Source organism: Gramella sp. MAR_2010_147, assembly GCF_900105135.1.
Classification (GTDB): Bacteria; Bacteroidota; Bacteroidia; order Flavobacteriales; family Flavobacteriaceae; genus Christiangramia.
In genome coordinates, this window is sequence record NZ_LT629741.1 from 3,056,189 (window position 1) to 3,073,165 (window position 16,977).

Genomic DNA, 16,977 nt, shown 5'->3' on the forward strand with positions numbered 1-16,977 from the left:
CTTTTCTAAATTTCTCTTTCTTCGGTTTTGACAGAGAAGAAAATGATGTAACTTATTATATAATTAAACAAATTCTATGGTTTTTGAACAAAGCTGGAGGTGGTACGGCCCTCAGGATCCCGTGAAACTTGGGACTATAAAGCAGGCTGGAGCAAATGGAGTGGTTACTGCTTTACATCATATTCCTGTAGGGGAAGTCTGGACGGAGGAAGAGATTGAAAAACGAAAGAAACGGCTCGAGGAAAGCAATAAAGAACACCCGTTCCCACTACACTGGAACGTAGTGGAGAGCCTTCCTGTACATGAACATATTAAGCAAGCCAGGAGCGACAGGGGAAAATATATTGAAAACTATAAGCAAAGCCTTATAAACCTTGGCAAATGCGGGATTTCTCGCATATGTTACAATTTTATGCCCGTGCTGGACTGGTTGAGAACCAATGTTAGATATCAGCTGGAAGACGGCAGTACCGCACTTCTTCATAATCTGGAAGACCTTATAATTTTCAATTTATTTATTCTGAAAAGGGATAATGCTGAAGCAGATTATGATGTTGAAATGGTAAAAAAAGCCAGGACAAAATATGCTGAAATGACGCAGGAGGAACTGGAAGTTCTGAAACAAAGCCTGCTGATGGCATTACCTGGTGATAAAGAAGGTTTTACTCTTGAAAAGTTAAGGAATGGCCTGAAGGATTATAAAGGAATTTCAGCAGCACAGTTAAGGGAGCACCTGGTTGAATTTTTAGCGGAAGTAATTCCGGTAGCTGAAGAAGTCGGGGTGGTATTGGCCATTCATCCAGATGATCCGCCATGGCCCGTACTTGGACTGCCACGGGTGGTTAGCAAAGCTTCAGACTTGGATTATATCTTTAATAAAGTGCCACAGAAAGCCAACGGTCTTACTTTTTGCAGCGGAAGTCTGGGCGCTTCAGAAAATAATGATTTATCGGAAATGATTGAAGCTTATTATGACAGGATTCATTTCGTGCATTTACGATCTGTTCAGCGGGATGAAAATGCGAGATTTTATGAGGCTAATCACCTTGAAGGCAGCGCAGAAATGTATAAGCTGGTGAGAACATTTTATGAGCTTCAGAAGAAAAATAATAGACAACCAATTCCAATGAGACCAGATCATGGGCATGAGATGCTGGACGATCAGGAGAAATCTTTTTATCCCGGGTATTCTGCAGTAGGCAGGTTGAGAGGTCTTGCAGAATTACGTGGACTGGAATTCGGAATTATAAAAACACTGGAAAATCAGTAAAAGAGATAAAATGAAGAGATTAGAGAATAAAGTTGCCGTAGTTACCGGTGGAAATGGAGTTTTAGGGGGAGCAATTGCTATAGGTTTGGCAAAACAAGGAGCGAAAGTTGGCATCCTGGGAAGAAGTGAAGATACAGTGCAGGAAAGAGTAGAGGAGATTAAAAAGTTTGGCGGGGAAGCAATTTCGCTGGTTGCCGATGTACTGGATAAGGAGAAATTAATTTCAGCAAAAGAAAAAATTGAAGCAAAATTTGGGCAGGTGGATATCCTGGTAAATGCTGCAGGTGGCAATATGAAAGGCGCCACAATCACACCTGAACAAAGCATTTTTGACCTTGAATTAGATGATTTTGATAAAGTAAGCCAGTTGAACTTTAAAGGGACCGTACTTCCCACGCTAGTTTTCGCCAAAGGAATGGTAGAAAATAAGAAAGGAAGTATTATCAATATTTCCTCCCTGGCTGCGCAACGGGCACTTACCCGCGTAATGGGTTATGCTGCCGCCAAAGCCGCGGTAGATAACTTCACCAAATGGCTGGCTGTGGAAATGGCCCAAAAATATGGTGATGGGATTCGTGTGAACGCCATTGCACCAGGCTTTTTTATAGGAGAGCAAAATCGGGATCTTTTATTAGATAAAGCTGGGAATTTAACAGATAGAGGGCAAACAATAGTAAATCAGACTCCCATGAAACGTTTTGGAGAACCCGAAGAATTGCAGGGAGTCGCCAACTGGCTGGCCGGAGAGGAATCCTCTTTTGTTACCGGTATTGTGGTACCTGTGGACGGTGGGTTCGGAGCATTTAGCGGAGTTTAAAAATAAAATTATGAGCAGATTAGGAAAATTTTCCTTTGGTGTAGGAGACAGGTTTGGAAAGGAAGGGAAAGCACAGTTAAAAGCGGTGCTTAAAATGCAGGAGAACGGGGTAGAGGTGATTCCCGTATGGAACAAATCCAACCGGGAGCATGAGACGGTAGGTACAAAGCCGGAAAGCGTAAGGAAAGAGGCCGATGCTGCTGTTAAAGAACTGGGGTATAAAGGGGATTATCTGGTAGATGCAGATCATATTGGGTTAGATACTGTAGATCCTTATCTCAAGCAAAGTGATTTTTTTACCATTGATGTTGCTGATTTTATCGGTAAAAAATCTGCGGAAAATGAGCAGCGGGAGTTTTTAGAGTTCTTTGAAAAATACCTGGAGGATTTTCAGATTTCCGGTATTGAACACGAAATAGAAATATCAAAAGATCAGCTTCAGGAAATGCTGGATAATTTCCTGCTGGCGATGAAAAAAGCAGGAGAAGTTTATCGGCATATTGCTTCGGAAAAATCAGAGGAGTTTTCCACTGAAGTTTCCATAGACGAGGTCGAAAACCCACAATCTCCGGTAGAACTTTTTTTCATCCTGGCAGCACTTGCTTATTATAAGGTTCCGGTAAATACCATCGCGCCAAAATTTACAGGAGAATTTAACAAAGGTGTGGATTACAGAGGAGATCTGGACCGGTTTGAAAAGGAATTCGAAGAAGACCTGCTGGTATTGAAATTTGCCATAAAAGAGTTTGGCCTTCCGCAGAATCTTAAGCTGAGTGTACACAGCGGCAGTGATAAATTTTCCATTTACCCCGTGATGCAAAAGCTGATTAAAAAGCACAATACGGGACTGCACCTAAAGACGGCTGGTACCACCTGGCTGGAAGAATTAATTGGCCTGGCTGAAAGTGAAGGAGAAGGCTTTGAATTTGCTATGCTCATATATACAGAGGCTTTAGAAAGATATGATGAACTAACTCGTGATTATACTGCAGTACTTTCAATTAATAAGAAGATGTTGCCACAGCCCGAAACTCTTAAATCTGGTTTTCAATACGCCAATATGTTAAGGCATGAAGAGGACTCAAAACATTATAATCCTCATTTTCGTCAATTATTGCATTGTGCATACAAGATAGCCGCAGAAGACAGGGAAGCCTATTTTCGATTACTTGAAAAGCATCGTATTAAAATTGAAGATAATGTTACCTATAACCTGTATGAGAGGCATTTAAAGCCATTATTCCTAAAATAGAAGAGAGATGGAAAGACACCAGACCCTGGGAGAGTTCATTATAGAAAACCAAAAGGATTTTCCTTATGCTAAAGGCGAATTGAGCGCATTGCTTAGCTCTATAAAACTGGCAGGTAAAATGGTCAATGAATCTATTAATAAAGCTGGGCTGGCCCAGATACTGGGAAAGATTGGCCGGGAAAATGTGCAGGGAGAAAGCCAGGCAAAGCTTGACCTACTGGCTAATGATGTATTTGTTAGTACGCTCAAAAACAGGGGAGAGATTTGTGGGATTGCCTCAGAAGAACTTGAAGATTTTATTGCATTTGAAGATGAAATTCATAAAGAAGCCAAATACATAGTATTAATGGATCCGCTGGATGGCTCTTCAAATATTGATGTCGACATTACGGTGGGTACGATCTTTAGTATTTATCGAAGAATTTCTCCTGTTGGAACTAAGGTCACTAAAGAAGATTTTCTACAACCGGGAAAAAATCAGGTGGCTGCGGGTTATATAATATATGGAACATCAACGATCCTGGTTTATACTACTGGAAATGGGGTAAACGGTTTTACGTTTGATCCCGGCATTGGTTCTTTTTTTCTTTCACATCCTTCTATTAAATTTCCGAAAGAAGGCTGTATTTATTCTGTAAATGAGGGTAATTATATTCATTTCCCCAAAGGAATTAAAAAGCTTATTAAGTGGATGCAGGAATTGGATAATGCAAGTAAAAGACCATATACCGCCAGATATACCGGATCCCTGGTGGCCGATTTTCATCGGAATATGCTTCTTGGGGGTCTTTATCTTTATCCCCAGGGTACTACATCACCAAAAGGAAAGCTTAGATTGTTATACGAATGTAACCCCATGGCATTTTTAGCTGAACAGGCGGGTGGAAAAGCCAGTGACGGGGAAAATCGGATCATGGAAATCATACCTTCTGAACTTCATGAAAGAGCACCTTTTATCTGCGGAAACTCAGAAATGGTTGCCATAGCAGAGAGGTTTATTGGTGAGATGACGAAAGATTAGAATATAAATTAAAAGTCTTCTTCACGATAACTCTTTATATCTTTAATTTCGAAATAATATATCTATTTAGCAATAGCTAAAAACCTATTTCCTTTTTTGATGCAAATATAGATTCAGGATATACAATTATAGAGGGATTATAAAAGGGAGAGCGTAGCCGACCAGCTTATACAACCCGGCTAATTTCTAAATGTTATTCTTTTATAACAGAAAAAAGGGAGGGATGAGGAACTCGAACAATTAAAGGAGTTGGCGAAGTACCATCATTCTGCTTTTATAAGATAAATATAGTTCGGAATCAGGTCAGGCGGACTTCATTCAAAAATTTCCACCTGGAATGAAGCGTTCCGGTTTTTTCATCGGGTTAGCAAAATGGAAATCGAAATTTTTGAAGTGATTCAAGATCTTTTTTAGGGAAGCTTTTTTCCAAGAATGTAGCTTTTGCGAAATGCAGTGGGAATGGGCTGAACGATATTCATGAAGGATATTTGTGAAAATTTTCCCTTTTCTTTTCTACAAGCCTTTTCTGAGTTTTTATTAAACTAACCTCAAGTAAATATTTTTCCTAAAAGCAATTTGATATTCTTCTAACTTAAACCTTAACTAACTAATAATCAGGTATGTTAAATATTATATGTATTTTTAGTAATGAACTTCAACTTTTAAAAAATACTTGGTGCAGAGTATCACATACTCTTGTAGCAAAATAGACGGATATATTATTTACAGAGCTTTGATTTTTTATGCTCGGTGAATAGAAATTATGTTTTTAAATAATGATAATTCTTAAAAGATAAATCATGCCGATTTACATGGACCGTCACGATGTTTCAAAAGAAGTAACTGCTGAAATTGTTGCAGAACTGCATCAAAAAGATTTAAAAATACAACACAAGTTTAACTGTAAAGGATTAACCTATTGGTTCGACGATAAAAGAAAAACTGCTTTTTGTTTAGTCGAGGCTCCTAATAAAGATGCTATCAAAGAAATGCACGACCAGGCGCACGGGGAAGTCCCTCACAGGATAATTGAGGTAGATAATGCTATAGTAGAATCTTTTTTAGGCCGTATAGAGGATCCTGAAAAATCCCAAAAAACAGAACTTAATATAATTAATGATCCCGCCTTCAGAGTAATAATGGTGGTGGGAGTAAAACCTTCTTTTTTCAGAAAAATTCTGGATGAGAAGGTAAACTTACTAATAAAGGAACAGCATAGTGAAATTATAAAATCCTTAAGTAACTATAATGGAAGACTTGTAAAAAGAAATCAGGATCGTTTTTTGATTTCTTATGATTCTGTAACAAATGCTATTAAATGCGCTCTTGAAATCCAGATTAATTTTAAAAAGAATTTCAATACGAAATACGGCTCTCCTGTTAAACTAAAAATTAGCTTGAATGGAGGTGTCCCTGTAGATGAAAAGGAAGGGTTTTTTGAAAATACTATAAAAGCAGCACAATCTTATTATGATCTGGTAGTAGGTGAAATGGTTTTATCTACTGAAGTCAAGGAATTGTACGAGAGTGAGAATTCGAATAATTCTATTGCATCTGACTCTTTTGTTACACTGAAGCCATCTGAAGAAAAATTTTTAAAGGATCTTGTATTTTTTACCGAGAAAGAATGGTGTAATCCCACTCTGAATATTCGTGATTTTACCCAATACTTTGGATATAGTAAATCTAAGCTGTATCGAAAAATTATCACCTTAACAGGTAAATCCCCAAATATTTTTCTGAAAGATTACCGACTTACTAAAGCATTACAGTTTCTAAATAAAGAAGACCTGAATGTCTCAGAAGTTGCATTTGAAACAGGATTTAACAGCCTCGGGTACTTCTCAAAGTGTTTTCAAGAAAGCTTCGGGATCCTTCCTTCCCAATATCTGAAATCGAAATGTTTATGATATTTGATGGTTTTTATCAAATCTAAAATCTGCCACTTTCTCTCTTTATTACTCAATTGATCCAAATTTGATATTTGTTGAACCAAAAGTAGCTATCCAGGTTTTAATTGCTAGTTACCTTTAAGGAATTAATAATTTTTAAAGTGTAGCAAAATGAGAGTAGCAAAAGAAAATATCGAAGTAAAAATGGAAATTCCCGGTGCAATTATTCGTCAACGAACAGAATTTGGAGATGCATCGGGATTAGGTAAAATTAGCGGTGAATTTTTCAGCCTTTCAGCAGGAGTAGATACTACTCCACTCTTTATAGGGCTTGAAGGAAACTTATGCCAGTGTCCCCACTGGGGTTATGTACTGAGCGGACAAATAGAAACCACTGATTCCAAAGGTACTCAGGAAAGTGTAAATACTAACGACTTGTTTTTCTGGCCAGCCGGGCATAATGTAAAGGTAATTGAGGATGCTGAAATCATTATGTTCAGCCCACAACATGAACATACAAAAGTAATCAATCACATGATTGAGAAAACTAAGGATTAGTTCAAAAACTATATTAATTAACTCCTTATAAAATTGACTTTTGGGGGATTCTTTTGTCAAAGTTAAATCCTCATTCCTCTTAAATTTAAAATATAAAATCATGGCAACAGAAACAACTTCTCAACAAAATATCGACTCTTCAAAAATTGAAAAATTTGCTACTCAATTGCGAGGAAAAATAGTATTGGCTTCAGATAAAAATTATGATGAAACCAGGAAAGTATTTAACGCAATGATAGATAAACGACCTGAACTGTTTGTTATATGTATAGACGTTGCTGATGTAATAGCTTCAGTAAAGTTTGCAAAAGAAAATGATTTGGCGGTAGCCATAAGGGGCGGTGGCCATAATGGCGGCGGCTTAGGTTTATGCGAAGACGGTATGGTTATAGATTTATCGGGGATCAAATTTGTTCGTGTAAATACCTCTGATAATACAGTAAGGGTTGGTGGAGGTAATCTCTGGGGGGAAGTAGATCACGCCACACATATCTTTGGACTGGTCATTCCTGCAGGAATTATTTCTACTACAGGGGTAGGCGGTTTAACCCTGGGAGGAGGTGTAGGTTATTTGTCCAGAAAATTTGGCCTTACTATAGATAACCTTCTCGAAGCCGATATGGTTTTGGCAGATGGCTCTTTTGTAACTGTAAATAAAGATCAACACAAGGATTTATTTTGGGCCATACGTGGAGGCGGAGGAAATTTTGGGATCATTACCTCTTTTAAATTTCAGGCGCATCCTTTAAAAACTGTTTTTGGTGGTCCGACCTTATGGCCTATTGAAAAAACTGAAGAAATCATGGAGTGGTTTGATGGTTTTATCCACACGGCTCCTGATGATCTCAATGGATTTATAGCGACTCTTGTCATTCCGGGGCCTCCCTTTCCGGATTTTTTACACAACAAACAATTTTGCGCCATCGTTTGGTGCTACACAGGACCTATGGACAAAGCCAAAGAAGTTTTTCAACCTATCATGGCTAAAGAACCAATATTCGATCATGTAGGAGAAATGCCTTATCCTGCTATTCAAACCTTGTTTGATGGTTTGTTTCCTCCCGGCCTTCAATGGTACTGGCGTGCAGATTTCTTTAATAACCTCCACCCTGAAATAAGTGCACAGCATTTAAAATTTGGCTCCAGAATACCCACTCCACTTTCGCAGATGCATCTATATCCCATCAGTGGTGCAGCCAGTAGAGTGGGAAAAGAAGAAACTCCATGGGCTTATCGTGATGCTAAATATGCCGGGGTGATTGTAGGTGTAGATAAAGATCCTGCAAATAATGATAAAATTACTCAGTGGTGTAAAGATTACTGGAACGCGCTTCATGATTATTCTGCAGGAGGGGCGTATTCAAATTTTATGATGGATGAAGGACAGGAGCGGGTAAAAACCAGTTATAAATATAATTATGAGCGCTTAGCCAAAATAAAAAAACAATATGATCCTGAAAATTTCTTTAGAATTAACCAGAACATACAACCATCAAATTAATCTGATTTTTAATGAATAGCAATTAAAAAATGATTGCTCAATTGGCTATTTCTAAATTCTACTTAAGCTTTTTATATAGATGAATATTAATCACCTACCTTTTTATTTTAAGGTGATCTATGAGGGTGTTCGTGATAATAAATCTACTGTCTATATCTTTCTGTTGGAAATAAGAAAGCCCAGTTGAAATTAAAAATTTAATAAATTAACTATTTATAACAAATTTACTAATAAAGGGTAAAAACTATTAGACAATTACTTTATTCATTAGTCTTCCTTTTATCTGTAATTTTCTTCGCTTCTTTTTCTGCTAGCTTCATTTTTAACGCGTTCATATCATCGCTAATCTTCCGGTCTACTATTTTAGCATAATGCTGAGTTGTTCTAAGATCTTTATGTCCGAGCATTTTACTTACAGACTCTATAGGAACACCATTAGTTAGAGTAATAGTAGTTGCAAAAGTATGCCGGGCTAGGTGAGTTGTAAGTGGTTTATTTATGCCGCACAATGCCGCGATTTCTTTTAAAAAAGCGTTAGACTTCTGGTTGCTTAGAACAGGTAATACATAATCTCCGTTTTTTACTTCCGGATGGTCCTTATAACGGTCTAAAATTTCTTCTGCGACGGGTAGGAGAGGGATACTACTCAGGGATTTGGTTTTAGTTCTCTTGATGCGAATCCATTTCCCGCCGTCAATACCTTTGGTGATATCTGCACTGCTCAGTTTTTTTACGTCAGAATATGCTAGTCCGGTATAGCAACTAAATACAAACATATCTCTAACCAGTTTCAGACGATCCAGGTGAAGATCTTTATTAATGAGTTTTTGCACTTCTTCTTCATTTAAGTATTCCCGCTCCACCGTTTCAAACTGCACCTTGTAATTATAGAAGGGATCCCGGTCCATCCATTGGTTGGCAAGGGCAATGCGAATGATCTTTTTAAAATTGTTTACATACTTCAAGGCAGAGTTATGATTACACTCCCGCTTGGTCTTCAGAAAATACTCGAATTTGGTGATGAACTGGTGATTGATATCATTCATCGGGTAATCTTCGGCTTTATATTCTTCTTTTAGAAACTGTTCAACATGATTATAACATGTCCAGTAACGTTTAGCGGTGCTTTTTGAGATACTTTTACCCGAAAGACGATCCATTTGTTCGTTATGCTCCTTAAAGACCTCCAGGGTCATTTTAGGCTTCTTTTTATTTACTCCCTTAAATTCATCAAGAATGTTTTTTGAAGTAACGGTTTTATCCTCTTCAATCAGACTCTGATGTATATTCTTAATCCTGTTCCTGAGTACGTTGATATAATTATTTAATTCTACTGCCTCAGGACTTTTTCCCAGCATTTTTTCTGATTTAGAATGCCATTTTCTGGGATCTACTTTGCGATTTATACTTAATGCAGATCTCTTGTTATTCACTGAAATGCGTAAATAAATATCACTCTCAGAGGTTTTTTCGTTTCTGCTTTTTCTGAGGTAAAAACTAAGTTGATAAGAAGTGCTCATATTTTGGTCTTAAAATGGACACTTAAAGTAGCAAAAATTGAGATACGAAATAAAACTTTAATATTTTGTAAAGATTTGATAATTAGGGTTTTTAGCCGTTTCTGGTTACCAATTTTCACGTAAATAATTGGTAACCAGATTGGTCACCAGAAATAGGCATTTATTTGCTTTTATATGATATTCTAAAAAACAAAAAACCCCGTAAATCCTAGGATTCCGGGGTTTTTGATTGAGTTTACTACTCAAAAAGTGGAGTCGGAGGGGTTCGAACCCTCGTCCAAACAAGCAATTCAGATGCTTTCTACACGTTTAGTTTTCACTTGATTGTCGATGCAAAGCCGGCCGAAAACCACCAACTTTACACGTATCCTCAATTAAGTTTCAGAAACTCATCAAGGCCCTGAGCTCCCTATATTTACTTTATCGGTGCCTCTGGTGTGGATGCCGTAAATCAAGGCCTCCACGAGACATCTCGGCTCCCTGCCTTGCAGGGACTAAGTATAACCTACTATGATTCGGTTACGCAGCCAAGGCGTAGTTATTCTCGCCGTTTAAAAAAGTGTGAAATATGATATTTAAGAGCTATATCCCAGCGCTCTACGTGCTTACAACTCAATTAGACTCGCTGTCAAAACCAAGTCGACCCCATAAAATAATGAACATTTTCTTTGTGATAATGGCGTTTCCACCTCGCTCCTTCGTCCCTTCGACAAGCTCAGGGCTCAGGAGACTCGGCGGTCGGGCTATTCGCTTCAATCTTTTTTATTGTACTTCGACAAGCTCAGCACAGCCAAAAAAGGATTTCCGCTACTATCCCTAACGCAAATGAGAACTTTAAATTCCTTAAGCCGTCAACCTGAACTTGATTCAGGTTCCCATTAGATGCTGAAATAAGTTCAGCATGACGCATCTTTTAAATTTAAAACTCAAAATTTCAAAGAAATCCGATTGCATATTCCAATCGGGTCAGCAAAGATATAGATTTTTCAAAAGAATCAGCTAAATTCATAAGCTTTTCATTTAATATGAAAACTCAAGGAAAGTGATCATAAAAAATTTTCTGACATTTTTTTATTTATATCTTTGAAACACTTCAAATTAAGCAAAATCTATACCGTTTATGATAAAATTTGCCCTGATCAAAGAACGAAAAACTCCGCCAGACAGGAGAGTCGTATTCTCTCCACAAATGCTGAAAAAAGTGGTTGCTCAATTTCCGGAAGCTTCTTTTAAAGTGGAAAGCTCTAATATCAGGATATTTAGCGATCAGGAATATCGCGATGCAGGTTTTGAAGTTTCCACAGATATCAGTGATTGTGATGTATTATTAGGAGTAAAAGAAGTCCCGATTCCAAATTTGATACCTGACAAAAAGTACTTTTTCTTTTCCCATACTATTAAAAAGCAGCCCTATAACCGTGATCTGCTTCGTGAGATATTGGAAAGAAATGTTGAATTATATGATCATGAGGTGATCACTAATAAAAATAATGCCCGTCTTATAGGTTTTGGTCGATATGCCGGACTGGTAGGTGCTTATAATGGAATTCGTTCCATAGGGATCAAGGAAAAAAGATTTGAACTTCCAAAAGCAGAAAATTTACCAGATCTGAGCACCATGCTGGCTGAACTGGATGATATAGATTTACCAGATTATAAATTCGTTTTAACTGGAAGCGGAAAAGTTGCCCGTGGAGCTAAAGAAATTTTAGATCATCTTAAAATTAAACAGGTTGATCCGGAAACTTATTTGGTGAATGAATTCAATGAACCGGTTTTTTGCCATATCGATGTACTGGATTACGCGAAACGTAAGGATGGGGCACAGGGGAGCAGAAAGGAATTTTATAAAGTTCCTGAAAACTATGATTCAGATTTTATAAAATTTGCTAAAACCAGTGATGTCTTTATTGCGGGTCATTTTTACGGTCAGGGCGCTCCGGTCTTTTATTCCGAAGAAGATATAAAAGACAGGGATTTCCGAATAAAATATGTGGCTGATGTTTCCTGTGACATTGCAGGGCCGGTAGCAAGTACGATTCGCCCTTCCACAATCGCAGAGCCCTTTTATGGCTATGATCCCGAAACCGGAAATGAAATAGATTTTCACGATCCCAGGGCTATCACCATCATGGCAGTAGATAATTTACCATGTGAATTGCCCAAAGATGCCAGCGAAGGATTTGGAGAAATGTTCCTGAAAAGCGTGATTCCTGCATTTTTTAATGATGATAAAGACGGCATCCTGGGTAGAGCCAGGATGACAGCTAATGGAAAATTAACTCCACTTTATTCATATTTACAGGACTTTGTGGATGAAAAAGAATTGAAAAATGAAGCTTAGAAGATTTATTCTTATTGTAGCTGTTATTTTCTGCGGAGCTCTGCAAAGCCAGGAGATGGATGTAATGACCTATAACATCAAATATGCCAATGAAAATGACGGGGAGAATAGCTGGTCTGTTCGCAAAGACTGGATCACCCGGCAAATTGCCTTTTATGAACCTGATATTTTAGGAGTTCAGGAGGCCGTGATCTCGCAACTGGATTATTTAACTGAAAAAATAGGTGCATACCAGTTTATAGGAGTAGGTAGAGAAGGGGAGGATGCTGGTGAGTTTAGTGCAATACTGTATAAAAAGAAGAAATTTAAGGTGCTGAAGATGAACACTTTATGGTTGTCTGAAACTCCAGATAAGATAAGTAAAGGTTGGGACGCCGATTATAACCGGGTTTATACCTATGGTTTATTCCAGAATAAAAAGACTGCTGAAAAATTCTGGGTTTTTAACACCCATTTTGATCATGTTGGCGATCAGGCGAGATTGGAAAGTTCAAAACTCATTATAAAGAAAATTAAGGAATTGAATACAGAAAATCTTCCTGTACTTTTAATGGGAGATTTCAACCTTGAACCAGAAACAGAAGGAATTCAGCTAATTTCGGAACATTTGAAAGATTCCAGGATGATGGCAAAACTGGTCTTTGGTCCAGATGGAACTTTTAATGCCTACAAATTTGATCAACCAGTTACCCGGAGGATCGACTATATATTCAGTAATGAAAAAGTGATCGTAGAAAAATACGCGGTGTTAAGTGATTCAAAAGAAATGAAATATCCTTCAGATCATTTTCCCGTGTCCATTGTGGTGAAATTTTCAGAATAATTTGTCCTGCAAAATTCTGCAAATCCCGTAAATAAAATTCCAAGGCTGTAGGCTAAAAGATCCCAAACCGAAAAACTACTACCCAAAACGATCAGTACGATCTTTGGTGGCTGATATTGCATCAATTTTACAATATCAAGTAGCTGCAAGAATTCTACTGTAAATGAAAATAACCATACCGTGATAAGTCCTTTAAAAACTGAAATCCTGAAAAATAACATGAGGAAGCAGTAGATAAGAATTACGACCAGGAAATCTCCAAGATATGGACGAATAAAACTATCATTTACATATTTGGCGATGATTACCTCAATTATTAAAAGGAAAAGAAATCCCAGAAAATAATAAATTCTTTTGTTTCTATTTAGGTTAATCATTCTGCGTTAATATTAGGAGGCAAACTAAGCGATATGTCCAAATTTGATGAATGTATTTAGCTAAGGAATCATAAATTGGCCGGTGAATATTAATGTTTGAAAACATATTTAATAATTATTCCAATCTATTTTTCTGGAAATAAACATCACTATGGCCAGGATAAAGAAAAGACCTATGCTTCCTGTTAATAGCGCATAACTTTCCAGTTGAATAATCACATACACGAAAGAATAGAGAGCAAATAGCGAAAGGCCAATAAACATTGGAAACTTCCATCTATTCAGAATGCTTTTTGAGTACAGACTGATCATCAGAATTACTGAAATTCCTGCTATTAAATAGGCTTTTAAGAAAGAGCTATGTTCGGATATTGAGATCAGTAAAGTGTAGAACATAATGAGCCCGAGCCCGATCATAAGATACTGAAAAGGATGAATTGGGATCTTACTTAAGGTCTGGATCAGGAAAAACAGAAGGAAGGTAAGCCCAATCACCAGAATACCATATTTTGTAGCACGTTCACTTTGTTGATATTCATCAACCGGGATCATAAAATTAACTCCGAAGGCATATGGAGTTAGGTCTGGGAGATGGTTGATGAAACTTTGAGGAAAAGGCCTGTTTATATCCAGAATCTTCCACTTCGCATTAAATCCTGTTTCGGTTATTTTATGTTCATTATAGGGCAGGAAACTCCCTGTAAAGCTATTGGTTTTCCAGTCAGATTTTAAGGTAGCAACTGTCGTTTTTCCTATGGGAATGAAGGAGATCTCTGAGCTTCCATTAACCGATAGATCCATTTTAAAAGGGATATCTTTATTTAAAGGTAGATCACGGGATCTAATAGTTTTACTTTCCATAAGAAATAAGCCTTGCTGTTTCTGAAGTGGTGGTTGCACCTCCTCAAACCTCGAAGTGAAATTATAGGAAGAACCGGCCATGCTTATATTCATTTGGTCGTTTACTCCTTTAAGGTTGGAGATATTAAATATGATCTTTGCTTTTTCCCACAGGATATTGTCTTCAGCTATTTCTGTCTCCTGAATATTAACAGGAGAAAAATTACCTGAAACCTTAATTTCACTTTTATAAACTGTGGTTTGATATAATCCGCGTTTCTTTATCATAGGGTCAATTACCGATGCAATGTCCAGCTGTTCAGGAAAAAAATAAAGAAACTTTAATTCTTCAATAGTTTCAGTGGTTACCTCTTTTTGAGCATTGGTAATTTGTTTCTCTCGATAGCTCCGGTAAGGAAGTTTTAGAATAGGGCCATTGATGATAACTGCATCTCCCCATTTATCATTGATTTCTGTCACGACGCTCTTCTGGCGCTCAGATCTTTCTTTTATAAGTTCCTGAACCATGAACAAAGGAATAAGCAAGATCAACGTGAGAACTCCAATAGTGAACATTCGCGCTGTAATAGAATTTTTTAGCCAGTGAATAATTCTATTGTTATCCGATTTTTGAGATGAATTTTCCATAATTAGATGGTTTGATGAATTATAAAGCTACGTGATCCAGAGATTTGATCTCCGCTTTATATTCTGATGGAAGAATGAATGATTTTAAAAGTTGATCGAGTTGTAAACTTCTGCTTAGTTTGTATAAACCAATGAACGGACTTAAAAATGAAAATTTTCTTAGACCTAACATTTTTCTCACAGGTCTCGGTACTATCAAAATTTGAGTTTCTAGTAAGAGCTGGAACCTGGAAGCTCCCAGTTTTTTTCGATATTGGTGATATAAATCTTTAGTGTAGGCACCGTTAAAGAGATGTTGCTTTAGCTCAATGGATCGCATTTTTTTGAAGAGTTCATAACTTGCCGGTAAATTGGAAATCTTCATGTGAATTCCTAGCTCCCGGAAAACCTGGTAGATTTCTTTCTTTTCAGAAAAAGTGAGGGGGCGTTCCAGAATTTCATAAGATCTTATTGAATAATCTATAAGCATAAATAGAACGTTTCGATACGCCCAATCAGGGATCTTAGCTTCGCGTTTGTATTCTACCCTGGCATGTGCAGCATTAATTTTATCAATGGTTTGTAAAGCAAATTCCTTTTCAGAAAAAACGATCTGTCTGGCATATCCCACGGTTGAAAATAGTCGGCCAAGCGGATCTTTTGGTAATTTTCCGGTGAAATACAACCAGTCTACAGCCCTGTTAAGAGCGAATTCTGCGGCTGCACCAGCAAAAATGAGAAGGATGGTATCGCTTTTACCCCATACTTCCCGAACGATAGATTGTTTTTTTACAAAATATTCCATGTTAGAAGGTTTTGCTATGATCCAGCGAATGGAGTTCCAAATATTCCAACTGCAAGCTCAGCCCAGATAAGGAAGAAAATAATCAGAACTATTCCACCTGCAATGATGCGGCTTTTGGTGGACGAAAATTTTCTTAAAACAAAGTCTATTCCTAAGCCGGTAACTAAAAGCAGGACACCCATAATGATAAAATCTGATGCAGTCCATACAACTTCGTCACTTAGTTGCATTCCGATAAGTGGAATAAGTAATAGTAGTCCTACAACTAGGATAATGTTTAAAATTCGTTTGATCTTCATGATTTTTAAGTTTAGATTAAAATAAAGTACTTTGAATTTCAAAGTTTGTGCGCAAATTTTTTTAAGACTTGTTTTTAGCAATTTTGTTTCCTGCGTTGAGCAATTTCTCCAGAGCATCCAGATGGTCCTGGAAGGCCACTTTCCCTTGAGGTGTTGCCAGATATCTTGTATTGGGTTTTCGGTCTATGAATGATTTTTCAACTTTTATATAATTCTTTTTCTCCAGGGCTTTGGTGTGGCTTGCAACATTACCATCGGTAGCGCCCAGTAATTCCTTTAATGTCCTGAAATCTGCATATTCATTCACCATCAGGACACTCATAATTCCCAGGCGAATGCGATGATCAAATGCTTTATTTATATTGCTTATAATGTTCTTCATTAGGCATTTTTTCGGTCGTACTTATTATACATCCAGATGCCATAAATAATATGAAAGACTCCGAAGCCTGCCGCCCAGAAATACAATCCGTAGCCAATGAACTGGGTAGCAATAAGTCCCAGGACTACATTAGAATACCCTAAACCCTTTAGATCACCAAAAGTATATTTACTGGCATGAATAAGGGAAAGTCCATAAAATAAAAGCATTGCTGGTGCGATTAGACCTATAATTTCATACTGAAGCAGGACCAAACAAAATACCCCACCAGCGGCCAAAGGAGCAAAAAAGTTTATCACCAATCTTCTGCTCGTACTGTCCCAGATCTTCTGCTCGTTTTTATTTGCTTTTCTGGTCGTAAGGAATATAGCTGTTCCAATTGCTAAAATCAAAACTGCTATTGCAATAAGAAACAATTTGAGTGTGAGGCTGGAATCCAGGTTTTCTACAGAAAAAGCATCATAGGTTTCTCCATAGACGGAATCATTTCCTGATAAAAGCATTTTTGCGATGATGGCTCCTATGATGGCATAGCCACCAGCAAATACTCCTGCAAGACCACTTAATGAGATAAACCTGGAGGAGCGATTCATCATATTTTTGATCTCGCTGAGATCTTTAAGATACTTTTCGTTTTCCATTATAAAGT

At 37.5% G+C, this 16,977-nt stretch carries 16 protein-coding genes and 1 other RNA gene; 9 read left to right on the forward strand and 8 right to left on the reverse strand.

All coding sequences use genetic code 11. From position 1 onward, the window contains the following. Nucleotides 1–76 precede the first annotated feature (76 nt). The 7 genes from uxuA to BLT95_RS13795 all read left to right on the forward strand — a co-directional run bounded on the left by uxuA (nucleotide 77) and on the right by BLT95_RS13795 (nucleotide 8,311). The gene (gene uxuA, locus BLT95_RS13765) at nucleotides 77–1,270 is read left to right on the forward strand and encodes a mannonate dehydratase (RefSeq protein WP_089666714.1); all 1,194 of its coding nucleotides are present in this window, start codon (nucleotides 77–79) and stop codon (nucleotides 1,268–1,270) included. 10 nt (nucleotides 1,271–1,280) lie between these two features. Next, complete coding sequence (locus BLT95_RS13770) at nucleotides 1,281–2,087, forward strand: SDR family oxidoreductase (protein ID WP_089666715.1); 807 nt, start codon at nucleotides 1,281–1,283, stop codon at nucleotides 2,085–2,087. 10 nt (nucleotides 2,088–2,097) lie between these two features. Further along, on the forward strand, nucleotides 2,098–3,339 hold the full coding sequence (locus tag BLT95_RS13775) for a tagaturonate epimerase family protein (RefSeq protein WP_089666716.1): 1,242 nt from the start codon (nucleotides 2,098–2,100) through the stop codon (nucleotides 3,337–3,339). Nucleotides 3,340–3,346: 7 nt separating this feature from the next. Continuing rightward, the gene (gene fbp / locus BLT95_RS13780) at nucleotides 3,347–4,360 is read left to right on the forward strand and encodes a class 1 fructose-bisphosphatase (RefSeq protein ID WP_089666717.1); all 1,014 of its coding nucleotides are present in this window, start codon (nucleotides 3,347–3,349) and stop codon (nucleotides 4,358–4,360) included. An 800-nt stretch (nucleotides 4,361–5,160) separates the two neighbouring features. Next, nucleotides 5,161–6,270 carry a nickel-binding protein gene (locus BLT95_RS13785; RefSeq protein ID WP_089666718.1) on the forward strand — a complete coding sequence of 370 codons (1,110 nt, stop codon included), beginning with the start codon at nucleotides 5,161–5,163 and terminating at the stop codon, nucleotides 6,268–6,270. A 153-nt stretch (nucleotides 6,271–6,423) separates the two neighbouring features. Further along, nucleotides 6,424–6,810 carry a hypothetical protein gene (locus tag BLT95_RS13790; protein WP_089666719.1) on the forward strand — a complete coding sequence of 129 codons (387 nt, stop codon included), beginning with the start codon at nucleotides 6,424–6,426 and terminating at the stop codon, nucleotides 6,808–6,810. A 100-nt stretch (nucleotides 6,811–6,910) separates the two neighbouring features. Next, nucleotides 6,911–8,311 (forward strand): FAD-binding oxidoreductase, encoded by a 1,401-nt coding sequence (locus tag BLT95_RS13795; RefSeq protein WP_089666720.1) that lies wholly within the window; start codon nucleotides 6,911–6,913, stop codon nucleotides 8,309–8,311. Between the two features lie 260 nt (nucleotides 8,312–8,571). Here the strand turns inward: BLT95_RS13795 and BLT95_RS13800 are convergent, their stop codons facing one another. Together BLT95_RS13800 and ssrA are read right to left on the reverse strand one after the other, a co-directional pair. Continuing rightward, nucleotides 8,572–9,831, reverse strand: coding sequence for a site-specific integrase (locus tag BLT95_RS13800; protein ID WP_089666721.1), 1,260 nt, complete (start codon nucleotides 9,829–9,831; stop codon nucleotides 8,572–8,574). 247 nt (nucleotides 9,832–10,078) lie between these two features. Then, nucleotides 10,079–10,478: a transfer-messenger RNA gene (gene ssrA, locus BLT95_RS13805) on the reverse strand. Between the two features lie 473 nt (nucleotides 10,479–10,951). Here ssrA and BLT95_RS13810 point away from each other — a divergent pair. Further along, nucleotides 10,952–12,175: an NAD(P)-dependent oxidoreductase gene (locus tag BLT95_RS13810; protein WP_089666722.1), complete on the forward strand. Its 1,224-nt coding sequence runs from the start codon at nucleotides 10,952–10,954 to the stop codon at nucleotides 12,173–12,175. Next, complete coding sequence (locus BLT95_RS13815; protein WP_089666723.1) at nucleotides 12,165–12,998, forward strand: endonuclease/exonuclease/phosphatase family protein; 834 nt, start codon at nucleotides 12,165–12,167, stop codon at nucleotides 12,996–12,998. Before BLT95_RS13810 ends, BLT95_RS13815 begins: the two co-directional genes overlap by 11 nt. Here BLT95_RS13815 and BLT95_RS13820 read toward each other — a convergent pair. From BLT95_RS13820 to BLT95_RS13845, 6 genes are all read right to left on the reverse strand, one after another. Next, nucleotides 12,959–13,375, reverse strand: a complete 417-nt coding sequence (locus tag BLT95_RS13820; protein ID WP_231896376.1) for a DUF2809 domain-containing protein — start codon at nucleotides 13,373–13,375, stop codon at nucleotides 12,959–12,961. The genes BLT95_RS13815 and BLT95_RS13820 overlap by 40 nt on opposite strands. Before the next feature lie 108 nt (nucleotides 13,376–13,483). Further along, nucleotides 13,484–14,863: a cell envelope integrity protein CreD gene (gene creD / locus BLT95_RS13825; protein ID WP_089666724.1), complete on the reverse strand. Its 1,380-nt coding sequence runs from the start codon at nucleotides 14,861–14,863 to the stop codon at nucleotides 13,484–13,486. A 19-nt stretch (nucleotides 14,864–14,882) separates the two neighbouring features. Then, nucleotides 14,883–15,647: an oxygenase MpaB family protein gene (locus tag BLT95_RS13830; RefSeq protein WP_089666725.1), complete on the reverse strand. Its 765-nt coding sequence runs from the start codon at nucleotides 15,645–15,647 to the stop codon at nucleotides 14,883–14,885. 14 nt (nucleotides 15,648–15,661) lie between these two features. Further along, a complete protein-coding gene (locus tag BLT95_RS13835) occupies nucleotides 15,662–15,946 on the reverse strand; it encodes a hypothetical protein (RefSeq protein ID WP_089666938.1) in 285 nt (94 codons plus the stop codon). Nucleotides 15,947–16,007: 61 nt separating this feature from the next. Continuing rightward, nucleotides 16,008–16,328: a transcriptional regulator gene (locus BLT95_RS13840; protein WP_089666726.1), complete on the reverse strand. Its 321-nt coding sequence runs from the start codon at nucleotides 16,326–16,328 to the stop codon at nucleotides 16,008–16,010. Continuing rightward, nucleotides 16,328–16,969: a hypothetical protein gene (locus BLT95_RS13845; protein ID WP_089666727.1), complete on the reverse strand. Its 642-nt coding sequence runs from the start codon at nucleotides 16,967–16,969 to the stop codon at nucleotides 16,328–16,330. Before BLT95_RS13845 ends, BLT95_RS13840 begins: the two co-directional genes overlap by 1 nt. Nucleotides 16,970–16,977: the final 8 nt, after the last annotated feature.